At 40.1% G+C, this 23,071-nt stretch carries 21 protein-coding genes; 2 read left to right on the forward strand and 19 right to left on the reverse strand.

What is annotated here, in order from left to right; translation table 11 throughout:
* Nucleotides 1-15 precede the first annotated feature (15 nt).
* The 15 genes from glmS to asnC form a co-directional block, all read right to left on the reverse strand.
* Nucleotides 16-1,842: a glutamine--fructose-6-phosphate transaminase (isomerizing) gene (glmS, locus tag CBE70_RS00760; protein ID WP_100157812.1), complete on the reverse strand. Its 1,827-nt coding sequence runs from the start codon at nucleotides 1,840-1,842 to the stop codon at nucleotides 16-18.
* A 159-nt stretch (nucleotides 1,843-2,001) separates the two neighbouring features.
* On the reverse strand, nucleotides 2,002-3,375 hold the full coding sequence (gene glmU, locus CBE70_RS00765; RefSeq protein ID WP_098941544.1) for a bifunctional UDP-N-acetylglucosamine diphosphorylase/glucosamine-1-phosphate N-acetyltransferase GlmU: 1,374 nt from the start codon (nucleotides 3,373-3,375) through the stop codon (nucleotides 2,002-2,004).
* Between the two features lie 152 nt (nucleotides 3,376-3,527).
* Nucleotides 3,528-3,944 (reverse strand): F0F1 ATP synthase subunit epsilon, encoded by a 417-nt coding sequence (locus tag CBE70_RS00770; protein WP_006534340.1) that lies wholly within the window; start codon nucleotides 3,942-3,944, stop codon nucleotides 3,528-3,530.
* A gap of 21 nt (nucleotides 3,945-3,965) precedes the next feature.
* Nucleotides 3,966-5,348 (reverse strand): F0F1 ATP synthase subunit beta, encoded by a 1,383-nt coding sequence (gene atpD / locus CBE70_RS00775; protein WP_023583323.1) that lies wholly within the window; start codon nucleotides 5,346-5,348, stop codon nucleotides 3,966-3,968.
* 34 nt (nucleotides 5,349-5,382) lie between these two features.
* Complete coding sequence (atpG, locus tag CBE70_RS00780) at nucleotides 5,383-6,246, reverse strand: F0F1 ATP synthase subunit gamma (protein ID WP_006534342.1); 864 nt, start codon at nucleotides 6,244-6,246, stop codon at nucleotides 5,383-5,385.
* A gap of 58 nt (nucleotides 6,247-6,304) precedes the next feature.
* The gene (atpA, locus tag CBE70_RS00785) at nucleotides 6,305-7,846 is read right to left on the reverse strand and encodes a F0F1 ATP synthase subunit alpha (protein WP_006534343.1); all 1,542 of its coding nucleotides are present in this window, start codon (nucleotides 7,844-7,846) and stop codon (nucleotides 6,305-6,307) included.
* A gap of 14 nt (nucleotides 7,847-7,860) precedes the next feature.
* Nucleotides 7,861-8,394, reverse strand: coding sequence for a F0F1 ATP synthase subunit delta (gene atpH, locus CBE70_RS00790; protein ID WP_006534344.1), 534 nt, complete (start codon nucleotides 8,392-8,394; stop codon nucleotides 7,861-7,863).
* Between the two features lie 12 nt (nucleotides 8,395-8,406).
* Nucleotides 8,407-8,877: a F0F1 ATP synthase subunit B gene (gene atpF, locus CBE70_RS00795; RefSeq protein WP_036914499.1), complete on the reverse strand. Its 471-nt coding sequence runs from the start codon at nucleotides 8,875-8,877 to the stop codon at nucleotides 8,407-8,409.
* Nucleotides 8,878-8,938: 61 nt separating this feature from the next.
* Nucleotides 8,939-9,178 carry a F0F1 ATP synthase subunit C gene (atpE, locus tag CBE70_RS00800; RefSeq protein WP_004246596.1) on the reverse strand — a complete coding sequence of 80 codons (240 nt, stop codon included), beginning with the start codon at nucleotides 9,176-9,178 and terminating at the stop codon, nucleotides 8,939-8,941.
* A 45-nt stretch (nucleotides 9,179-9,223) separates the two neighbouring features.
* Nucleotides 9,224-10,048 carry a F0F1 ATP synthase subunit A gene (gene atpB / locus CBE70_RS00805; RefSeq protein WP_100157813.1) on the reverse strand — a complete coding sequence of 275 codons (825 nt, stop codon included), beginning with the start codon at nucleotides 10,046-10,048 and terminating at the stop codon, nucleotides 9,224-9,226.
* A 31-nt stretch (nucleotides 10,049-10,079) separates the two neighbouring features.
* Nucleotides 10,080-10,457, reverse strand: coding sequence for a F0F1 ATP synthase subunit I (atpI, locus tag CBE70_RS00810; RefSeq protein ID WP_100157814.1), 378 nt, complete (start codon nucleotides 10,455-10,457; stop codon nucleotides 10,080-10,082).
* 613 nt (nucleotides 10,458-11,070) lie between these two features.
* Nucleotides 11,071-11,697 carry a 16S rRNA (guanine(527)-N(7))-methyltransferase RsmG gene (gene rsmG, locus CBE70_RS00815; RefSeq protein ID WP_100157815.1) on the reverse strand — a complete coding sequence of 209 codons (627 nt, stop codon included), beginning with the start codon at nucleotides 11,695-11,697 and terminating at the stop codon, nucleotides 11,071-11,073.
* Nucleotides 11,694-13,592: a tRNA uridine-5-carboxymethylaminomethyl(34) synthesis enzyme MnmG gene (gene mnmG / locus CBE70_RS00820; RefSeq protein WP_100157816.1), complete on the reverse strand. Its 1,899-nt coding sequence runs from the start codon at nucleotides 13,590-13,592 to the stop codon at nucleotides 11,694-11,696. Before mnmG ends, rsmG begins: the two co-directional genes overlap by 4 nt.
* Nucleotides 13,593-13,969: 377 nt before the next feature.
* Nucleotides 13,970-14,410 (reverse strand): FMN-binding protein MioC, encoded by a 441-nt coding sequence (gene mioC / locus CBE70_RS00825; protein WP_100157817.1) that lies wholly within the window; start codon nucleotides 14,408-14,410, stop codon nucleotides 13,970-13,972.
* A gap of 100 nt (nucleotides 14,411-14,510) precedes the next feature.
* Entirely contained in the window at nucleotides 14,511-14,972 is a 462-nt protein-coding gene (gene asnC / locus CBE70_RS00830) for a transcriptional regulator AsnC (protein WP_023583317.1), read from the reverse strand.
* 159 nt (nucleotides 14,973-15,131) lie between these two features.
* Between asnC and asnA the strand changes: the two genes are divergently transcribed.
* Nucleotides 15,132-16,124: an aspartate--ammonia ligase gene (gene asnA / locus CBE70_RS00835; RefSeq protein ID WP_100157818.1), complete on the forward strand. Its 993-nt coding sequence runs from the start codon at nucleotides 15,132-15,134 to the stop codon at nucleotides 16,122-16,124.
* Here asnA and viaA read toward each other — a convergent pair whose 3' ends face one another.
* On the reverse strand, nucleotides 16,125-17,582 hold the full coding sequence (gene viaA / locus CBE70_RS00840) for an ATPase RavA stimulator ViaA (RefSeq protein ID WP_100157819.1): 1,458 nt from the start codon (nucleotides 17,580-17,582) through the stop codon (nucleotides 16,125-16,127).
* A 7-nt stretch (nucleotides 17,583-17,589) separates the two neighbouring features.
* Nucleotides 17,590-19,089, reverse strand: coding sequence for an ATPase RavA (gene ravA / locus CBE70_RS00845; RefSeq protein ID WP_100157820.1), 1,500 nt, complete (start codon nucleotides 19,087-19,089; stop codon nucleotides 17,590-17,592).
* A 614-nt stretch (nucleotides 19,090-19,703) separates the two neighbouring features.
* Here ravA and rbsK point away from each other — a divergent pair.
* Nucleotides 19,704-20,633 (forward strand): ribokinase, encoded by a 930-nt coding sequence (gene rbsK / locus CBE70_RS00855; protein ID WP_100157821.1) that lies wholly within the window; start codon nucleotides 19,704-19,706, stop codon nucleotides 20,631-20,633.
* 68 nt (nucleotides 20,634-20,701) lie between these two features.
* Here the strand turns inward: rbsK and mdtD are convergent, their stop codons facing one another.
* Together mdtD and CBE70_RS00865 are read right to left on the reverse strand one after the other, a co-directional pair.
* The gene (gene mdtD, locus CBE70_RS00860) at nucleotides 20,702-22,096 is read right to left on the reverse strand and encodes a multidrug transporter subunit MdtD (protein ID WP_100157822.1); all 1,395 of its coding nucleotides are present in this window, start codon (nucleotides 22,094-22,096) and stop codon (nucleotides 20,702-20,704) included.
* A gap of 82 nt (nucleotides 22,097-22,178) precedes the next feature.
* Complete coding sequence (locus CBE70_RS00865) at nucleotides 22,179-22,865, reverse strand: FadR/GntR family transcriptional regulator (protein ID WP_100157823.1); 687 nt, start codon at nucleotides 22,863-22,865, stop codon at nucleotides 22,179-22,181.
* Between the last annotated feature and the right edge of the window lie 206 nt (nucleotides 22,866-23,071).

A 23,071-nucleotide genomic window follows, 5' to 3' on the forward strand; every position in this document is an offset into this window, starting at 1 on the left:
TAACTTTGACTTTATTTATTCAACTGTAACCGATTTTGCTAAGTTACGAGGTTGGTCTACATCTGTGCCTTTAATTAAGGCTACATGATAAGATAGCAACTGTAATGGTACGGTATAGAAAATAGGGGCGATAAGCTCTTCAACATGAGGCAAAGAAATTAACTTCATCGTTTCGTTTTCTTCAAAGCCCGCATCTTGATCCGCAAACACATACAGCAAGCCACCACGCGCACGTACTTCTTCAATATTAGATTTTAATTTCTCTAATAACTCATTATTTGGCGCAATGATGATAACTGGCATATCCGCATCAATTAATGCTAATGGACCATGTTTTAATTCACCTGCGGCATAAGCTTCAGCATGAATATAAGAGATCTCTTTTAGCTTTAATGCACCTTCTACCGCAATCGGGTATTGGTCGCCGCGACCTAAGAATAAAGCATGGCTTTTTTCTGAGAAGTCTTCAGCTAACGCTTCAATCACTTTATCTTTCGATAACATGCTTTCAATGCGGCTTGGTAAAGCGTGTAATGCTGTTGAAACGTCGTGCTCTAATGCTGCGACACCTTTAATACGTCCCATATATGCCACCAGCATTAATAGAACGGTTAACTGTGTTGTAAATGCTTTGGTTGATGCAACGCCGATTTCAGCACCCGCTTTAGTCATCAAGACAAATTCAGATTCACGTACCAAAGAAGAGCCAGCCACGTTACAAATTGCCAGTGATGATAGATAACCTAACTCTTTAGATAAACGCAGAGCCGCTAATGTATCCGCCGTTTCACCTGATTGAGATAAAGTAATAAGTAAACTGTTACGACGAGTCGCGGGTTTGCGATAACGATATTCTGATGCAATTTCAACATCGCAAGGAATACCCGCTAAAGATTCAAACCAGTAACGAGAAACCATCCCTGCATTATAAGATGTACCACAAGCAACGATTTGGATATGTTCTACTTGAGATAAGATCCCTTCAGCTTTAGGACCTAATTCACTAAGATTGATACCTTCCGCTTGTAAACGACCTTCAAGCGTATTTTTAATTGCAAGAGGTTGTTCGTAGATCTCTTTTTGCATGTAGTGACGATATACACCTTTATCACCTGCATCGTATTGAACGTTAGATTCAATCGTATCGCGAACAACTTCCTCACCATTCACATCAAAAATATGAACATGGCGACGAGTAACCTCGACAATATCCCCTTCTTCAAGGTAGATAAAACGGCGGGTAACGGGTAATAGAGCTAATTGGTCAGAAGCAAGGAAGTTTTCACCTACGCCAAGACCTACCACCAGCGGGCTACCAGAGCGAGCAGCGACTAATAGCTCAGGTGTACGACTATCCATAATAACCGTACCGTAAGCACCACGTAATTGAGGAATAACGCGTTGTACAACTTCACGTAATGTACCACCTTGGCGCTGTTCCCAGTTAACAAGGTGAGCAATCACTTCAGTGTCAGTTTGTGAAGCAAACTGATACCCTTTTTTAATTAATTCTGCTTTCAGTTCTTGGTAGTTTTCGATAATGCCATTATGTACAACTGCGATCGTACCCGATACATGAGGATGCGCATTATCTTCACAAGGTTCACCATGTGTTGCCCAACGTGTATGAGCAATACCTGTACCACCAATCACTTGTGTTTTTTCTGCCTCTTCTGCCAGCATTTGTACTTTGCCAGCTTCGCGCAGACGTGTCATTTTACAGTCATTATCCACAACCGCTAAACCCGCAGAATCATAACCGCGGTATTCTAAACGACGTAAGCCTTCAATTAAGATTTCAGCGATATCGCGTTGTGCAACTGCACCTACTATTCCACACATTGTGTTATTCCTAAAACTGTGCGTTTATTCGCACTTGGATGTCTTATACCTGATTGGTTTGTTCCCCAAGCCATTGTAGAAAGCGGGGATATTTTTTGTTTTTAGAATAATAGCGTACAAGAAAAGGGCGCTAATTAAATATACGCCCTTTTCTTAAAATTATTGTTTTTTCTTCACTGGACGTTTCCATCCACTGATATGAGTTTGCTTAACTCGACTGATCACTAATTCGTTTTCATTCACGTTTTTAGTGAGTGTTGTTCCTGCGCCAATTGTTGCACCATTAGCAACAGTAACTGGTGCCACTAACTGGGTATCTGAACCAATAAAGACATCATCACCAATCACTGTTTTGAATTTATTCGCACCATCGTAGTTACAAGTAATAGTACCTGCACCGATATTAACATTAGCGCCTACTTCAGTATCGCCTAAGTAAGTCAGATGACCTGCTTTGGAGCCAACACCTAAGCTTGCTTTTTTCATCTCAACAAAGTTGCCAACGTGAGCTTTATCCGCTAATTCACTACCTGGGCGAAGGCGTGCAAATGGCCCAACCGTACACTCTTGTGCTAAGTTTGCATCCTCGATCACCGTATATGGGCTAATAATAGAATTATCACCAATCACACAGTTTTTCAGGACACATCCTGTACCAATTTCAACGTTGTTGCCTAAAGTGACATCACCTTCAATAATCACGTTGGTATCAATCACGACGTCTTTACCGTGGGTTAATGTACCACGTAAATCAAAACGAGCAGGATCAAGCAACATAACGCCTTCTAATAATAAGCGTTCAGCCTGTTCTGTTTGGTAAATACGTTCTAATGCAGCCAGTTGTAAACGGTTATTCACGCCTTCCATTTCACTATGACGACGAGGATGAGCCGTTTCAATTTTACGACCTTCTTTATACGCTAACGCGATAATATCAGTAATGTAATACTCTTTTTGTGCATTGTTATTATTGAGCTTACCTAACCAACGTTTTAAATCACCACCGTTTGCCACTAAAATACCAGTGTTGATTTCAGTAATTTTGAGTTGTTCTTCAGACGCATCTTTTTGTTCGATAATACCTGTCACTTCGCCATTTTCACGAACAATGCGACCATAGCCGGTTGGGTTATCTAAAATAACCGTTAATAAACCAATACCGCCTTCTGGTTTGACTTCAATTAAACGCTCTAACGTTTCTTTGGTGATAAGTGGAACATCACCGTACAGCATCAGGATATCTTCATCATCAGCAAAGAAAGGCGCAGCTTGTTGCATTGCGTGACCTGTTCCTAGTTGCTCTGCTTGTAGCACCCAATTAACAGGTTGTGAACCTAATTTTTCTTTCATTAGTTCACCACCATGCCCATAGACAAGGTGTGTTTGTTGAGCGCCTAATGATTTGGCAGTATCAATCACATGTTGAACCATGGATTTACCCGCAAGTTTATGAAGAACTTTAGGTAACTGTGAATACATGCGGGTGCCTTTTCCCGCAGCAAGAATAACAACGCTTTTAGCTGAATTAGACATAATTAACCCGATAACTCCCGTAAAGAATGGCAAGTAAACCTGTTTATGCCAAATAATACTACATATTTCGTCACACAAAATATTTCATGACGCAAAAAAGCCAGTTAGTGAAGAACCAACTGGCTTTTTTATTCATGGACTGCCTATTTACATCAACGTCGAGTCAATTCGATTACACGTAGTTTTGCAATCGCTTTGGCTAATTCTGCTGATGCTTGAGCATAATCAACATCACCATGAGAGGATTGAATGTGTTCTTCAGCTTTACGCTTAGATTCCAACGCTTTCGCTTCATCCAAATCACGACCACGGATAGCTGTATCTGCCAGTACAATGACGCCTGTCGGCTGAACTTCGAGAATACCACCTGAAAGGTAGATAACCTCTTCTTCGCCCGATGTTTTTACGACACGTACCATGCCCGGTTTTATGGCAGTTAATAACGGGGTATGCTGCGGATAAATACCGAGCTCACCTTCGCTACCAGTTACCTGAATTCGTTTGACTTCGCCGTCATATAACTGCTTTTCAGCGCTGACAACTTTCAGGTGGAACGATGTATCGGCCATATCAACCTCCCGTCAGCCGTATTAAAGCTTCTTAGCTTTTTCTACTGCTTCTTCGATAGTACCAACCATGTAGAACGCCTGCTCTGGCAGGTGGTCATAATCACCGTTCAGAATACCTTTAAAGCCACGAATAGTGTCTTTCAGGGAAACGAACTTACCTGGTGAACCGGTAAATACTTCAGCAACGAAGAATGGCTGAGATAGGAAGCGCTGGATCTTACGCGCACGCGCAACAACCAGTTTATCTTCTTCTGACAGTTCATCCATACCTAAGATAGCGATGATGTCTTTCAGTTCCTGATAACGTTGCAGGATAGACTGAACACCACGAGCCACATCATAGTGCTCTTGGCCAACTACCAGTGGGTCTAACTGACGACTGGTTGAATCCAGTGGGTCAACCGCAGGGTAGATACCTAAAGAAGCAATTTGACGGCTCAGTACAACTGTCGCATCTAAGTGAGCAAACGTTGTTGCTGGTGATGGGTCAGTTAAGTCATCCGCAGGTACGTATACAGCTTGTACAGAGGTGATTGAACCTGTTTTGGTTGAAGTGATACGTTCTTGCAGAACACCCATCTCTTCAGCCAATGTTGGTTGGTAACCTACCGCTGATGGCATACGACCTAACAGTGCTGATACTTCAGTACCGGCTAAGGTATAACGATAGATGTTATCTACGAATAACAGTACGTCACGACCTTCGTCACGGAATTTCTCAGCCATAGTCAGGCCAGTCAGTGCAACACGCAGACGGTTTCCTGGTGGCTCATTCATCTGACCATAAACTAACGATACTTTGTCAAGAACGTTAGAATCTGTCATTTCATGATAGAAGTCGTTACCCTCACGAGTACGCTCACCTACACCAGCAAATACAGAGTAACCTGAGTGCTCGATCGCGATGTTACGGATCAATTCCATCATGTTAACTGTTTTACCAACACCCGCACCACCAAACAGACCAACTTTACCACCTTTAGCAAATGGACAGATTAAGTCCATTACTTTGATACCGGTTTCAAGCAGTTCTTGTGAGTTTGATAACTCTTCGTAGGTTGGTGCTTCACGGTGGATAGACCAACGTTCTTCAGTTGCAATATCACCTTTCATATCGATAGGTGTACCCAGAACGTTCATGATACGTCCCAGTGTTGCTTTACCTACTGGTACTTCAATTGGGTGGCCTAAGTTTTCAACTTTCAAGCCACGGCTTAAACCGTCTGATGTACCCATTGCGATACAACGAACGATACCACCGCCTAACTGTTGCTGAACTTCCAGCACCAGTTTTTCTTTACCATTCATAACCTCAAGAGCGTCGTATACTTTAGGGACGCTATCCTGAGGGAACTCGGCGTCCACTACGGCGCCGATTACCTGGACAATCTTTCCAGTAGCCATCTTGAATCCTCTACGTAATTCGTAAACCTAGCTGTTATACCGCGGCTGCACCAGACACAATTTCTGTAAGTTCCTGAGTAATGCTTGCTTGGCGTGCTTTGTTGTACACCAATTGCAGTTCTTTAATCAGGTTACCACCGTTATCTGTAGCGGCTTTCATCGCGACCATTCGGGCGGCCTGCTCACTCGCTAAGTTCTCTACGACGCTCTGGTAAACTTGCGATTCGATATAACGACGCAGTAAAGTATCCAGTAACGCCTTAGGATCAGGTTCGTACAGATAATCCCAAGATTTTTCTTTCAGCTCTTCATCATCACCTGGAGGTAATGGTAAAACCTGAAGAATTTTAGGCTCTTGAGCCATGGTATTGATGAACTTATTTGCCACCACATACAGTTTATCTAAACGACCTTCGTCATAAGCCTGCAACATGATATTGACTGGACCGATAAGGTCTGACAGTTTTGGATCATCACCCATACCCGTTACTTGACCAACAACATTCCCGCCTACTGAGCCAAAGAATGAAGCGGCTTTAGAACCGATTAGTGCTAAATCTACCTGCACACCTTTTTCAGACCACTCTTTCATGTCTGCCAGCAGTTTTTTGAACAAGTTAATGTTCAAACCACCACACAAACCACGGTCGGTCGAAACAACCAGGTACCCGACACGTTTAACTTCACGCTCTTCGAGGTATGGATGTTTGTATTCCAGATTCCCTAACGCAAGGTGACCAATCACACTGCGCATGGTTTCTGCATAAGGACGGCTGGCTGCCATGCGTTCCTGCGTTTTACGCATTTTCGACGCGGCGACCATCTCCATCGCTTTAGTGATCTTCTGTGTGTTTTGCACACTGGCGATCTTCGAACGTATCTCTTTTGCGCCGGCCATTTCTGCTTCTCCTCATGAACCAGACGGCCTAATGTTTAACTATTAGGCCGAATAGTTATTACCAGGACTGAGTCGCTTTGAAGTTTTCTAGCACGCCTTTCAGCTTCGCTTCGATTTCTTCGTTATAAGTACCAGTCTGGTTGATTTCTTTCAATAAATCAGCATGTTCACGAGAGGCATAAGCTAATAAAGCCGCTTCAAATGGCACAACTTTTGAAATTTCAACATCTTCCAGATAACCACGTTCTGCTGCAAACAGTGATAAAGACTGTTGTGCGACAGACATTGGTTCGTACTGTTTCTGTTTCAGCAATTCAGTCACTTTCTGACCGTGGTTCAATTGTTTACGGGTAGCATCGTCCAGATCGGAAGCGAACTGTGAGAATGCTGCCAGCTCACGATACTGCGCAAGTGCAGTACGGATACCACCAGAAAGTTTCTTCATGATCTTAGTCTGAGCTGCACCACCAACACGAGATACGGAGATCCCTGGGTTAACAGCTGGACGGATACCTGCGTTAAACAGGTTAGATTCTAAGAAGATCTGACCATCGGTAATAGAGATTACGTTCGTAGGAACGAATGCAGAAACGTCCCCTGCTTGCGTTTCGATAATAGGTAACGCAGTCAGAGAGCCGGTTTTACCTTTAACTTCACCATTAGTGAATGCTTCTACGTACTCAGCATTAACGCGAGCAGCACGCTCAAGTAAACGGGAGTGCAGATAGAAAACGTCACCAGGGTATGCTTCACGTCCAGGTGGACGACGAAGTAACAGTGAAATTTGACGGTATGCAACAGCCTGTTTAGACAGGTCATCATAAATAATCAGGGCATCTTCACCACGGTCACGGAAGTATTCACCCATTGCGCAACCTGAATAAGGAGCTAGGTATTGCAGCGCTGCTGATTCTGATGCAGAAGCAACAACAACAATGGTGTTTTCTAACGCGCCATGTTCTTCTAATTTACGAACAACGTTCGAAATAGTAGAGGCTTTCTGACCGATAGCGACATAAATACATTTAATGCCAGAGTCGCGTTGGTTGATGATAGCATCGACAGCCAGAGCAGTTTTACCTGTTTGACGGTCACCGATGATCAATTCACGCTGACCACGACCAATTGGGATCATGGCATCGACGGATTTGTAACCTGTTTGTACAGGCTGATCAACTGATTGACGGTCGATAACACCAGGAGCAATCATCTCAACAGGTGAGAATCCATCATGCTCTACTGCACCTTTACCATCAATCGGCTCACCCAGTGTGTTTACCACACGGCCAAGCAGACCACGCCCAACAGGTACTTCCAGAATACGACCTGTACATTTAACTTTCATGCCTTCTGCTAAGTCAGCATAAGGACCCATCACAACCGCACCAACAGAGTCACGCTCTAAGTTCAGTGCGATAGCGAAACGGTTACCCGGCAGTGCGATCATCTCACCCTGCATAACTTCGGCTAAACCGTGGATACGAATGATACCGTCACTAACGGATACAATCGTACCTTCATTGTGAGCTTCACTCACTACATTGAACTGAGCAATGCGCTGCTTGATCAGTTCGCTGATTTCAGTGGAATTCAGTTGCATATGCTCCAGTCCCCTTAAGACTGCAAGACGTCCGTTAATCGCTCTAAACGGCCACGAATACTGCCATCGATGACGAGGTCACCGGCGCGTATAATCATGCCTGCGATAACAGACTTATCAATTTTGCAATTCAGCTTCACTTTGCGTGATAGACGTTTTTCCATCGCTGCAGAAATGTTAGCTAGCTGCTGTTTAGTTAGCTCAATGGCAGAAGTTACTTCAACGTCAACCGTTGACTCTAGTACTGCGCGCAATTGAATAAATTGGCTCAATACTTCAGGCAACGTTGATAAACGGCCATTATCAGCCATAACACGAATTAAATTCTGAGCATGACCATCTAATTGTTCGCCACAAAGGTCGACAAAGATGTCAGCCAGTTTTTCTGATGCTAAAGAACCAGAAAGTAATTCGGTTACCTGCTCATTGCGTGCTACTTCAGCGGTGAACGCCAGCATAACCTGCCATTTATCGACAGCCTGGTTTTCCACAGCAAAGTCAAAAGCTGCTTTGGCGTAGGGGCGAGCTACCGTTGCTATTTCAGACATGCCCCTCCCTCCTTACAGTTCAGCGACCAGTTTATCAACGATGTCGCTATTAGCAGCTTCATCCACGGAACGTTCAATAATTTTCTCGGCACCTGCGATAGCCAGCATTGCGACTTGTTTACGAAGTTCTTCACGAGCACGTTTACGCTCTGCATCCAGTTCGGATTGAGCTTGTGCAACGATCTTACTACGTTCTTGCTCTGCTTCTGCTTTAGCATCTTCAATCATTTGAGTGCGTTGTTTATTCGCGGATTCAATGATTGCTTGAGCTTCTGCTTTTGCTTTCGCTAGCTGATCGCCTGCATCGGCTTTCGCTAAATCTAAGTCCTTTTTAGCACGTTCTGCAGATGATAAACCGTCAGCAATTTCTTTTTGACGTTTTTCAATGGCCGCCATAATTGGTGGCCATACGAATTTCATACAGAACAAAACAAACAGGACAAATGCGACGGCCTGGCCGAGGATTGTTGCATTTAAATTCACAGCACAATACCTCTTTCTTGGTTATTAACTAACTTGATGCTTTTACTGCTCATTGCCATCATTAGGCAACAGCAAACATCACGTAAAGGCCCAGACCCACAGCAATCATAGGGATGGCGTCAACCAGACCCATAACGATAAAGAACTGTGTACGCAGAAGAGGGATCAGATCAGGCTGACGAGCAGCACCTTCTAAAAATTTGCCTCCGAGGATTCCGATACCGATTGCAGCACCGATTGCAGCTAAACCCATCATAATAGCGGCAGCCATGTACAGCAGATCCATACTCAGGTTTTCCATGACAGTCTCCAGTTTGTTTCAGTTATTTCTTCAAAGAGTTAATAATTAATGTTCTTCAGATGCCATCGACAGATAGACAATCGTTAGAACCATGAAAATAAATGCTTGTAACGTAATAATCAGTATGTGGAATATTGCCCAAGGAAGGCTTAATAACCACTGTGACCACCACGGTAACAGACCAGCAATAAGAATAAAGATCAGTTCACCTGCATACATGTTACCAAACAGTCGAAGACCGAGGGAAACAGGTTTTGATAGCAGGCTTACCCCTTCCAAGATTAAGTTGACAGGAATAAAAATTGGGTGATTAAAAGGCTGTAAAGTCAGCTCTTTTGTAAACCCTTTTATGCCTTTCATCTTAATGCTATAGAAAAGGATCAGGATAAATACACCAATTGCCATCGATAGAGTAATACTCACGTCCGCAGTCGGAACGATGCGTAACGCTGGTAACCCAAAGATGTGTTCACCGATATAAGGGATGAAGTCGATTGGTAATAAATCCAGGGCATTCATTAACAGCACCCAAACGAACACAGTCAATGCCAAAGGTGCAATGACCTTGCTCTTTCCGTGATACATATCACGGACGCTGCTATCAACGAAACCGATGATCATTTCTACTGCAGTCTGGAATTTTCCCGGTACGCCACTGGTTGCTCTTACTGCTACTTTTCTAAACAGCCATAGGAATAGAGCTCCCATTAGTACTGAAAAGAAAAGTGAGTCAATATTTAACACCCAGAATGATGGCGCATTTTCAGCATGGGGATTGACCAACTCGAAAGTACGCAGGTCCAACTGAAGGTTATTCAGGTGGTGACCTATGTAGTCTCTAGTGGTTAATGCTTCTCCTGATGCAGACATGATGCCAATTACCCTTTTGTTGTTAAAAACGCTAACCGTTAATGACGGCTGGTGCAACGACCTGCATAACAAGCACCGCTAAGTAGGTCATGACCAGTGGTGCAAATGCCGCTTTAAACACTCCTAAAGCAACAATCAGCAAGGTTATTGATAATATAACCTTCAACCCTTCACTGAAAGCAAAAAGCCAGTTTATGCGAACTGGAGCTTCTTCTTCGTTGACTTTTTGTAAGCGCATTAACAAAAGAAAAGCAATATTGGGTAACCAACATGCCAATCCGCCTAAAAAAGCCGAAAAACTCCAGTCTGTACTCTTTAAGTAGAAACCCGCACTGAGAATAACAAAAGTCATAAACTGCAAAAATAACAGTTTCAGTGCAACTTTCCCGTTGTAGAGGGAGACAGACATGACGTTTGTATTCTCCAGACTAGCTATCGTAAAAGGTATTACTGAATGATGTATCAAACTGTCTTTGCTATAAAGTGTCAAGTGACAAAAACGAGCAAATTATACGGGGCGTGGCAATGAATTCAATCAATAAGTAGCGAAAAAGTGAAGATTAATTTAAATTTCTTACCAAGGTTCCATTTATGAAAAATGATTAAGAACAAAAAGAGTAAAAATAATAGTGCTGAAGAAAATAAATAGCGTGACAGGCATCACAAATACAAAAGTATAAATAAAGTTTATTTCATAAATTATATAACAGAGTTAACAAATAAACGCTCTTTTATGAACAATTTAGTGGCAATTGAAAAATAATTAACCGATTTTCAATTAAATAAATTCAATATTTTTATAATGCACAGAATTATTAATTTATTTTGGAAATAAAAAGAGAAAAATGAAGGTTACAAAGGGAATTAAAGCAAAAGATAATAAATTGTTAATTTATTGTTTTATTAAAGTGAATTTTAATGCTTGCCATAAATCCACATAAATCAAATGGCGATAACATTGTAAATATTATCGCCAGAGCACAAAAAATGAAAAAAGGATCAATGAGACACAAGGTATTTGATTAAATAATCACCAAATGTCTTTGTTCATTCAATTCAGGTATAGATAAGCTAATCACTTTTTCTGGCATTTTTAATCCATTATCAGCAAGTTCATCTAACTCTTCTTGATGAATTTGTCCTTTCAATGCATAAAAACGACCGTGTTCTTCAGTCACTAAATGAGAGCACCAAGAGAGCATATCGTTCATAGAGGCAAATGCTCGGCTGATAACACCATCAAAAGGCTTCTCTGTTTGGTATTCTTCAACGCGGTATTGAACTGGCTCTATATTATTAAGTCCTAGTTCGTGCTGAACTTGCTTCATAAAGCGAACGCGTTTACCTAAGCTATCCAATAAGACAAACTGGTGATCGGGACGCATTATTGCCAGTGGAATACCGGGTAATCCAGGCCCTGTACCCACATCAATAAATCTTTCACCTTCAAGATATTGGCTCACAACAATGCTATCCAAAATATGACGGATAAGCATTTGCTGTGGATCTCTCACTGATGTGAGGTTGTAAGCTTTATTCCATTTATCAAGCATAGCAACATAACCCGTGAGTTTTTCAGCTTGAATATCTGTAAGCTCAATATTGGCTTGCTTAGCCAGCTTTTTTAGCCGATTAAGTAAGTCACTCATGATGCGCTCCTGCGTAATAGGCCTTGTTTTTTCAACCAAACTAATAAAATGGAAATAGCAGCTGGTGTGACACCTGAGATCCGTGATGCTTGTCCGATCGATGTTGGTTTGTGATCGTTAAGTTTCGCAATAACTTCGTTAGATAATCCGCTAACTTGTTTATAATCCAGATCAATCGGTAATGCGGCATTTTCATTGCGCAGTTGTTTTTCGATCTCTTCTTGCTGGCGACTAATATAACCTTCGTACTTAACTTGGATCTCAACTTGTTCTGCTGCTTGAGGTTTTGAATCATCAATACCTGGTGCAAAACGAGTGATATTTTTTAGTATGTCGTAAGTCATTTCAGGGCGACGTAATAAATCTTCACCATTTGCTTCTTTAGATAATGGTGTATTCAGTAATTCATTGATTTCTGAAAGATTATCTGCTTGAGGATGAACCCAAATATTTCTTAAACGCTGACGCTCTTTTTCAACAAGCTCAACTTTTTCGCTAAATTGTGCCCAACGAGTATCGTCAACCATACCTAATTCACGACCAATCTCGGTTAAACGTAAATCTGCATTATCTTCACGTAACATCAAGCGATATTCAGCACGAGAAGTAAACATACGGTATGGTTCTTTTGTACCAAGGGTACAAAGATCGTCAACTAACACACCTATGTATGCTTGATCACGACGAGGGAACCAACCTTCTTGATCGAAGGCATAACGTGCCGCATTAAGCCCTGCAAGCATACCTTGAGCCGCAGCTTCTTCATAACCAGTTGTGCCGTTAATTTGTCCAGCAAAGAATAACCCATTGATAAATTTGCTTTCTAGGGTTTGTTTTAGATCTCTAGGATCGAAGAAGTCATATTCAATGGCGTAACCAGGTCTAATGATCTTCGCATTTTCCATACCTTTCATGGAATTTACGATTTGCATTTGAACATCAAAAGGTAAGCTTGTTGAGATACCATTTGGGTAAATTTCGTTACTTGTTAAACCTTCAGGCTCTAAAAAGATCTGATGTGAATTACGATCAGCAAATCTCATTACCTTATCTTCAATAGATGGGCAATAACGAGGGCCTATTCCTTCGATGACACCAGCATACATTGGGCTACGATCGAGGTTATTACGAATAACATCGTGCGTTTTTTCGTTTGTGTATGTGATATGGCAAGGCATTTGTTCAGGATGCTGATCCACATTACCTAAAAACGAGAAAACAGGCATTGGAGTATCACCCAACTGAACAGCTAATTGGCTAAAATCAATAGTTCTAGCATCAATACGAGGTGGTGTACCTGTTTTTAAACGACCTACACGTAGAGGTAATTCGCGTAATCTGTGTGATAACGAAACTGATGGTGGATCACCAGCACGACCACCACTGTAATTTTCTAAGCCAATATGGATTTTTCCATCAAGGAAAGTACCTACGGTTAGAACAACAGACTTAGCACGGAATTTTAAGCCCATGCGAGTAACAGCACCTGTTACTTGGTCGTTTTCAACAATGAGATCTTCAACAGGTTGTTGGAAGATCATTAAATTAGGTTGATTTTCAAGTGTAGTACGAACAGCTTGGCGATAAAGAACACGGTCAGCTTGTGCTCTTGTTGCTCTTACAGCTGGCCCCTTACTTGCGTTAAGGGTTCTGAATTGGATCCCTGCGTGGTCAATAGCAGTTGCCATTAATCCACCCATGGCATCGATCTCTTTTACCAGATGCCCTTTACCAATCCCACCAATAGCTGGGTTACAAGACATTTGGCCCAAAGTATCAATATTGTGGGTCAGTAATAGGGTTTGACGCCCCATACGAGCTGCAGCCATAGCGGCTTCTGTACCGGCGTGACCACCACCGATGACAATGACGTCAAAGTGTTCTGGATAAAACATGTGTGAACCTTAAATGTTACGAATGCTGAATGTGTTGCATTGGGAAAACGAATTCTACTCAACTTTTTGACAGATACAAGCGAGCAGATCCGCAGGTAATTATTTAAAGATCTTTTTATTTAAAGATCTCTTTATTAGATCTTTTATTAAGGAAGCGATCCTCTGTGGATAAGTGGATTTTCTATTTAAAGATCATAAAAGTGTAAAGGATCATATACTGTGAATGATCCGTGATCTATCTGCTGATAAGCTGGGATCAAAATGACGACTTATACACAGGTCATTTCTTGATATAGCCTTATACAATGGATAACTACGGGTTAACCCCTGCTTTTAAGCAGAGTTATCCACATTCGTTTGCTGTTTTTTTGTGCAATTTAAAGTAAATTTTTCCAAGAAGCTATCCATTCTTCTGCTGGATCTTCCGGAATGTCGTACTTTTGAATATCAATTTCGAGACGATCGCCAAGGCGAGTAGCCCCTTTTTCCACCAATTTTTGATCCAATGTTCTGATCGCACCGCAGAAAGTGTCATATTCACTACTTCCTATGCCGATCGCACCAAAGGTGACATTACTAAGATCAACGGAATCAGCCGATATTTCATTAGCAAAAGGGAGTAGGTTATCAGGAATATCACCTGCACCATGCGTTGATGTGACCACCAGCCAGATCCCTTCATTTGGAAGATCATTAAGAGAAGGTCCATGGTGCAGATCTGTCTCAAATCCTTCACCAGATAAGATCTCTGCAAGGTGTTCTGCGACATATTCAGCACTACCCATGGTACTGCCACTAATAAGAGTGACTTTTTTCATTAATGATCTCCTTATGTTTAAGACGCGCTATTGTACGCTGTGAATCACTTGGGATCTACCTGTGGATAATGTGGTTATAAAAAAAAATAAGAATTTACCCTTATGGCTTGATCGTCCTTATTATCGGGTTTTGCAGTGAGATCAGGGTTTCTGTTGATTGAATTTCATCAATTGTCTGGATTTTGTTGATAAGTACGTCTTGTAAAGCTTCTATACTTTTACACATAACCTTTGTAAAAATACTGTATTGCCCTGTTGTATAGTACACTTCTACAACTTCATCTAACTTATCTAATTTATCTAATGCAGTGTGGTAGTCTTTTGCACTCTTAAGAATAATGCCAATAAAACAGCAGACATCAAAACCAAGTTGCTTTTCACTAATATCAACTCGAGTGCCTGTAATAATTCCAGCCTGCTTCATTTTCTCTACTCGAACATGAATTGTGCCAGGGCTCACTTCGAATTTTTTTGCTAATTCAGCGTAAGGTGTTCTCGCATTCGCCATTAATGCGTGAAGTATGTCACGATCGAGATTATCGATCTGATAAATATTGTCCATAAATCCCCTCTGTTTTTAACGATAATACATTTTTATAGCGTTATTTTTAACGATTTAAAACAAGCAAGGCTATTTTTAATGAAGTATATTGAATTTAGTACCCATTTTGTTGCTTAATCTATATCAGCGAAACACGACATCACCACTAGGAATACAAAAATGGAAAAATCATTCATCCAGACTCAACAGCAAATTAGCTTTGTTAAATCTTATTTTTCACGACTGCTGGAAAAAGAATTAGGACTGATTGAAGTTCAAGGACCGATCTTAAGTCGCCTTGGTGATGGAACTCAAGATAACTTATCTGGTCATGAGAAGGCAGTACAAGTTAAAGTCAAATCTTTACCAGATTCTACTTTTGAGGTTGTCCATTCATTAGCTAAATGGAAACGTAAAACATTAGGTCGTTTTGGATTTAGTTCTGGTCAAGGTCTTTATACTCATATGAAAGCCTTGCGACCAGACGAAGATCGCTTAACTCAGATCCACTCGGTTTATGTTGATCAGTGGGATTGGGAAAAAGTGATGGAAGATAAAGAGCGTACAGTTCCTTATCTTAAGCAGACAGTGGGTAAAATTTATCAGGCAATAAAAGAAACTGAAAAAGCCGTCAGCGAAGAATTTGGTCTGGTACCGTTCCTGCCAGATCAAATTCAATTTATCCACACTGAAGAGTTACTGCGTCGTTATCCTGACCTTGATGCTAAAGGCCGTGAAAAAGCGATTGCAAAAGAATATGGCGCTGTTTTCTTGATTGGTATTGGTGGCAAATTATCAAGCGGTGAAGCTCATGATGTAAGAGCGCCTGATTATGATGACTGGACGACACCAAACGAAGATGGATTTGAAGGTTTAAACGGTGACATTCTTGTCTGGAACCCTGTTCTACAAGATGCGTTTGAATTGTCATCAATGGGTATCCGTGTCGATCCTGAAACATTAATGCGTCAGTTAACATTAACAGATGATACTAAGCGTCTTGAGCTAGATTGGCATAAAGCATTAATGCAAGGCGATATGCCACAAACTATCGGCGGTGGTATTGGCCAATCTCGTTTAGTAATGTTACTGCTACAAAAAGAGCACATTGGACAAGTACAATGCGGTGTATGGGAAAAAGATACCCGTTTAGCTTTCGCCGATATGCTGTAATTATTGACGCCAGCGTCGAAGTAAACGACTTTTTAATCCAGTATCAAAACGCCATATATGGTCAAAGATTTTCATGATACTGGGTTTACCGTAATTGGATAGGGTAACCGCATGGAAGCGATTGTGCTGTTGCTGTTGGCTTTTTTTGATTTTGTTGATTAGGTTTTCGGGTAACCTTTGGGCGACAAAGTCAGAAATAACAACAGCATCAGCATCTTTCCATGCTGGGCTATTTAGTTTTTCTGCGACAGTATCTAAACATGCACTTAAGTCTGTGCCCCCTCTAAATGACTGATTCAAAAACTTGATAAGATCTTGCAGGCCATTAGACGATGATAATTGGTAATGTACAGTTTCAGTCGAAAATAACATCACATGACATGAACGATTATCAGCTAGTGCTATTTTCATTAATGCAAGTCCAAAAGCTTTAGCACACTGTTCGTTAAATCCCCCCATCGAACCTGATGTATCAATACATACAATAAAAGGCCCTCTTGGTCTTTCTTCATCATGATGATGAGTTACTGGACGCAACACTGTGCGCTCTTGCCAATTATCTCCTTGTAATCGATAGGTATTGAGCTGTTTTTCCACCAGCTTTCGATAAAACTCATATTCGATTTCATTAATACCTAACAAGGCAAGCTCTGTGGGAAGTAAGCGTAAGATATCATCACTGAGCCCTATTCCATTGACTTGTTCTGGCGTTGTATCTGGTGCTTTTTCAACAATAGTTACAGGTTCAAAAATAACACTCTCTTCAGGGAGTGATTTAGCTGTTTTGCTACGACCTAGCAAACTTGCGAGTTTATGTAATTCAGGTTGTTGATCGAGAAAGTCGCTATAACGTTGAATAATTTTCTCATCGAAAGGGGTTTTTGTTAAAACGCCTTTACTCATATCCCATAAACGCCCTGCTGCACGCTCATTTTCTGAGAATGTATTACTTAAGCTTCCACTTAGCGCTAAACGCTCCTGAAGCTCCGCAAGGAGTTGCTCTTGTTCTTGGTCAAATAGGGCTTTGTGTAATGCAGTAACTTGGAAAATTAAACTGATCCGCCAGTGTTGAATAAACAAAGCTTGTTGAGCTGGTGAAAAAGGCTTATGGGCTTTAATCAGTTGTGATGCTTCTTCAGTAAAAGAGGAGTCTAGTTTGTTTAATTCAGCCTGTATTTGCTCTACTTGCTGATTAAATATAGCGTTACCTAATGACTGTGTTTGTTGATAAAGAGCGAATTCATCAGTAATTATTGTAGGTACTAATGTCTCTTTTACTCTTTGCTGTAAGCTTTTTTTCCATTGATGGATATCTTTAAGTAAGGCTTTTTTGAGTCTTGGGTGCTTTTCAAAAAATACCGCTAATTGAGGCGATGCAAGTACAGCAATAATAACTTCCTCAATAAGCTGCCCTTCATTTATGGCTAAAAGCATATCTAATGTTGAAAGTGTCAGCATAATATCATTACTTTATTTGGCTTTTTAATTGCGATAATTTTTCATTAAGCTGAACAAAACTTTGTTCGATGGAAATAAGCCAATCATTATCAATAAATAAATTTGGTTGATGATGATTAAATTTTTCCTGCTCACCATAAATTTCTTGAGTCAGATCTTTTAATTTATCTTGCCACTCTTTGTTATCTTCAATAGGAACAGCTGGTGTTGTCTCTTTTTGTTGATAAAGAGATGTTGTTCGACGACTCACATCGAGAATTTCTAATACGCCATCTTGGCGTATTTGTGCATTAATTGATTGTGGGAAACCAATACCATTTAAACGTGCTAATAACTCATCTCCTTTAGCCAAAAAGTTTTCTAATGCTTTTTGCTCGATAGTAATAAAGTTAACCTGAATACTATGAATATGCAGAGGGATGTGTAAAAACAGGGTGAATTTATCAGCCTGCATTTTATCTGATAGGCTAAAATGTGCGTTTCGTCCAAACATTCCACTTTGTTTTTCAAAACGAAAAGCTTGTTGATCTTGTTTACTTCTTGTCGATTGCATCCACTCAGCCCATAAGCTTTCTGTTTTTCTAATCAACTCTAGCTGGTGGTAAGCTTGTTCTGTTAAAAGGTTTTGTAATAACTTATCTAATAATGCAAATGATGCTTGGTCATGCCACAGACAATCTTTTAATAAAATAAGATCTAATGGTGAAATAGTACTACGACCATTAAAAAAGGCACTGGCTTGTAAAAGGCGTACCGCTTTTTTCCAACGTCTATCTGAAACATAAGGTGCGGCATCACTTTTATCTAAAGACTCACGAAGTTGATAAATTAAATCAAATAAGTGGTCATCTAAAGTGACCTTTTCTAATTCTGATTGCCAACGTGAAAACTCTTCTGCTGTAATTTGGATATGTTCTGGAATATGAAAAGAGCCTACTTCTTTATTAATAAGTAATGCACGAAAGTTTTTCTTATCCTGAACTTTTGTCAACCAAATACGAATAAGCATTCGGTCATATAATGCTTCAAGACTACTGTCTGAATCAGGTAACTCATTAGAGGCGGATACTAATAAACGCATTGGAATAGCGACTTCAGCATCTCCATTTCTAAATTTACGCTCATTAATTGCTGTTAATAACGTATTAAGAATAGCGGGTCCTGCTTTCCATATTTCATCAAGAAATACAACTTCAGCATCAGGTAAATATCCCTCAACCAAACGCTGATATTTACCTTCATCTTTTAAGGCTTGAATAGATAAAGGGCCAAAAATTTCTTCGGGTGTTGAAAAACGCGTCATTAGGTATTCAAAAGCTTTTGCCTCTTTAAAGGCTTCTTTCATTCTTCTGGCTATTAAGCTTTTAGCAATACCTGGGGGGCCAAGTAAGAAAACACTCTCACCACTCAGTGCTGCAAGTAGACAAAGACGGATAGCTGACTGTCGCTCATAAAGCCCAGTTTCAAGATATTGGCTAAGTTGTGAAATCCGCTCTGCAAGTTGCATAAACACTCCTAATAATGGGTACTTATTTTCGTCATCATCCTGAAAATATCAGAAAAGGANAGTAAGAAAACACTCTCACCACTCAGTGCTGCAAGTAGACAAAGACGGATAGTTGACTGTCGCTCATAAAGCCCAGTTTCAAGATATTGGCTAAGTTGTGAAATCCGCTCTGCAAGTTGCATAAACACTCCTAATAATGGGTACTTATTTTCGTCATCATCCTGAAAATATCAGAAAAGGATTGCTGACATATAGTCAAACATTCTATTAGCACACAATTTGTTTATAACAAAAATCGATTCAGCTTCCTACTGCTTATTTTTGGTTCTTTTTTGTTTTACTAGNTAATGGGTACTTATTTTCGTCATCATCCTGAAAATATCAGAAAAGGATTGCTGACATATAGTCAAACATTCTATTAGCACACAATTTGTTTATAACAAAAATCGATTCAGCTTCCTACTGCTTATTTTTGGTTCTTTTTTGTTTTACTAGCGAAACGTTTCGATGGTGATCACGTTTTTTCATTAATGTTGCTGAGATGATCGGTTTAAAATATTGAATGTCATTTATGCAATACATCTAGAATTTATTACTGAGAGTAAGGAAAAATCATGGAAGCGAAGAAACTTGTGATTTTAGGTAGTGTTAATGCAGATCATATTCTTAATGTTGCCCATTTTCCGCTTCCTGGTGAAACCATTTCAGGTAACCAATTCCAAATGGTATTTGGCGGTAAAGGTGCTAATCAGGCGGTTGCTGCTGGGCGTTGTGGTGCTAATATTTCCTTTCTTGCTTGTTTAGGGAATGACGATATTGGTAAAAAAGCCAAAGCTCAATTGATAACAGACAACATTGATACCAATAGCATTGAGTTAATTGATGATGTGGCAACAGGTGTTGCGCTTATTTTCGTTAATCAACAGGGTGAAAATGTTATAGGTATTCATGCTGGTGCTAATGGACGATTAGATACAAGTTATGTTCAGCGCCATGGGAATATTATAAAAGAAGCTGATGCTCTGTTAATGCAATTAGAATCGCCACTTGATTCAGTATTGAAAGCGGCTGAAATCGCTAAACAAGAAAATGTGCAAGTAATACTAAATCCCGCACCAGCTCAAGCATTACCTGATGAGCTGTTATCTCTTGTTGATATTATTACTCCGAACGAAACCGAGACTGAATATCTGACTGGAATTAAAGTGATAGATGATGAAAGTGCTCAGCAAGCAGCAGATGTTCTGCATCATAAAGGTATTAAAACGGTTCTTATTACATTAGGAAGCCGTGGAGTTTGGGTGAGTGAGAAAAATAGTAAAGGTTGTATTGTTCCTGCATTTAAAGTGAAAGCTGTTGATACTATTGCAGCAGGCGATACATTTAATGGCGCACTAATCACTGCTTTATTAGAAGGACAATCTATGATGCCAGCGATTAAGTTTGCTCATGCGGCGGCTGCCATTGCTGTTACTCGAGCAGGAGCTCAACCATCAGTACCATGGCGTCATGAGGTAGATACTTTTTTGGCTTCATCCTTGTAATGTATTTTTCTATTTATATATAAAGAAAAAGAGAGCTTATGCTCTCTTTTTTAGTTTGAATAATGCTATCAGGATTTTTTCTTTTTATTAGTTAGATTATCGCCATCATGTTTATCAAGGAGTAAAAATACAAAGGAAGAAAGCAGTGTAATGATACCAACAGTAATAAAAGTATAATGGAAGTTATCAACCGTAGTGCCCACATTCTCTGTATCAAAATATCCTAAAATAGATGCACTCACTGCAATACCAAAACTAATTGCCAATTGTTGGGTGACAGCCAAAACACTATTTCCTGAGCTAGCATTGTTATCTGTTAAGTCAGCCAATGAAATTGTATTCATAGACGTAAATTGTATCGACATGACCACACCTAATAAAAAGAGTGGGATAACAAGATAATAAATAGACATATCTGGAGATTGAAGAGAGAACTGAGCTATCATCAAACCAATAATAATGGTGATAGCAAAGAGCGTTCGGCGATAGCTAAATTTCACTAAGATCTTTGTGACAAATGATTTGGCTAAAATAGAACCTAACGCCATTGGTGCCATCATCATTCCTGAAATAATAGCAGGGTAGCCAAAACCCACTTGCAACATAAGTGGCATTAAGAAAGGAATACATCCAGTGCCTAATCTTGTTGCAATATTTCCCGCAATACCGACAGAGAAAGTGCGCGTTTTAAATATATTGAGAGGAATTAGTGGTTGCTGGTGGCGTCTTGCATGATTGATGTATAACCCAAGTAAAGAAAATCCACCTAAAATAATGGCAATAGGAATATATCGAGAGATATTTTTATCACCAAAAAGATCAAGGCTAACAGAAAGCATGACTAAGCCAAAACCAAAGAAAATAAAGCCAAGTAAATCAAATTTACGTTTTGGCATAGTGAAATTAGGCATATGTTTTATGGCATAGAAAATACCTAATAGGCCAATAGGAATATTTATAATAAATATCCAATGCCAAGAAGCATAAGTAACTAATACCCCCCCTAAAAGAGGTCCTGCTATGGGACCTACTAATCCTGGCATTGTGACAAAATTGAGAATGGGCAGTAATTCGCTGCGTGGATAAGCTCTTAATAAAGCAAGGCGTGCAACCGGCATCATCATTGCGCCACCTATACCTTGGATAATCCGTGAAATAACAAGAAAAGTAAGGTTAGGAGAAAGTGCACATAATAAAGAACCACCTGAAAATAAAGAAACCGCAATAATAAAAATTTTACGCGTTCCAAATCTATCAGCTAGCCATCCACTGACGGGGATTAATAATGCAACAGTTAAGGTGTAGCTGATAACAGCCGATTGCATGGCGAGAGGAGAGTGATTAAGGCTTTTTGCTATGTCTGGTAATGCCGTATTAAGAATGGTTGCATCGAGAGCCTGCATAAAAAAAGCCATTGCAGCAATCCAAGGCAACCCAGACATATTTTTGGCGGATTTCAACATGAAGCATATACCGTCTTTGTTCTATATTTTGATTATCGCTTCATTATAAACAGAAAACCTACAAAATTTGTATTAAAACTATTCAATCACTCGTTAATAAGATTAAACAGAGATCACGCGCTTTATTTCCATCCTTATCAATAATTGCCTGAACAATTTGGTTATGTGTTTCTGGTTGAACGGTTTCATTACCCACAATAAGATCGAAATACTTTTTATAAGCAGAAAGAAATAATGAGCCGAAAGAGGCAAAGAATGGATTGCCACTTGCTTGATAAATAAGATAGTGAAATTGAGTATCGATATCTAGCCAATGTTGCCTATCAAAATTCTCATCAAGCAACTGCATTTCTTTACCAAATAATGCAAGAGACTGCTTTTGGCTTTCGGTTGCATTAAATGCAGCTAAATAACAAGCTTGAGGTTCTATTGCTAAACGAACGTGATGGAAATAATGGCTGACCTTATTAAATTCACCACTGTCTATCCACCAATTAAGAAGATCATTATCTAATAGATTCCAATTTTGCATTGGAGTAACACGAGTACCTATTCTTGGTCGAGGTAAAAGCATACCTTTCGCAGCGAGCATTTTGATTGCTTCACGGATAACCGTTCTGCTGACGGAGAGTATTTCTGCTAGTTCTATTTCTCCAGGTAGTAAAGATTCAGGTTCATAATGTCCCGAAAGGATTTGTTTACCCAGTTTTTCAGCAACTATATAAGAAAGATTTTTTTGAGAAGCTGAACGTTGCTCGTTAAATTGCATAATAAAGATTACCTATACCATAATTTATCTTCTATCTTACGTGAGTCAGTTGGATAAAGCTGTTCGGATTTCACGCTATCAGCGTAAAAATAGAGCGTTTTTCTTCGTTTTGTTGAAAAAAAAAGCGAACAGAAAAAAAATTGAAATAAACACTTGCGCTAATCCGAGATCTCCCTATAATGCGCATCCACTGACCGGCGATGAGC

The sequence above is a fragment of the Proteus columbae genome, from assembly GCF_002777965.1.
Lineage (GTDB): Bacteria > Pseudomonadota > Gammaproteobacteria > Enterobacterales > Enterobacteriaceae > Proteus > Proteus columbae.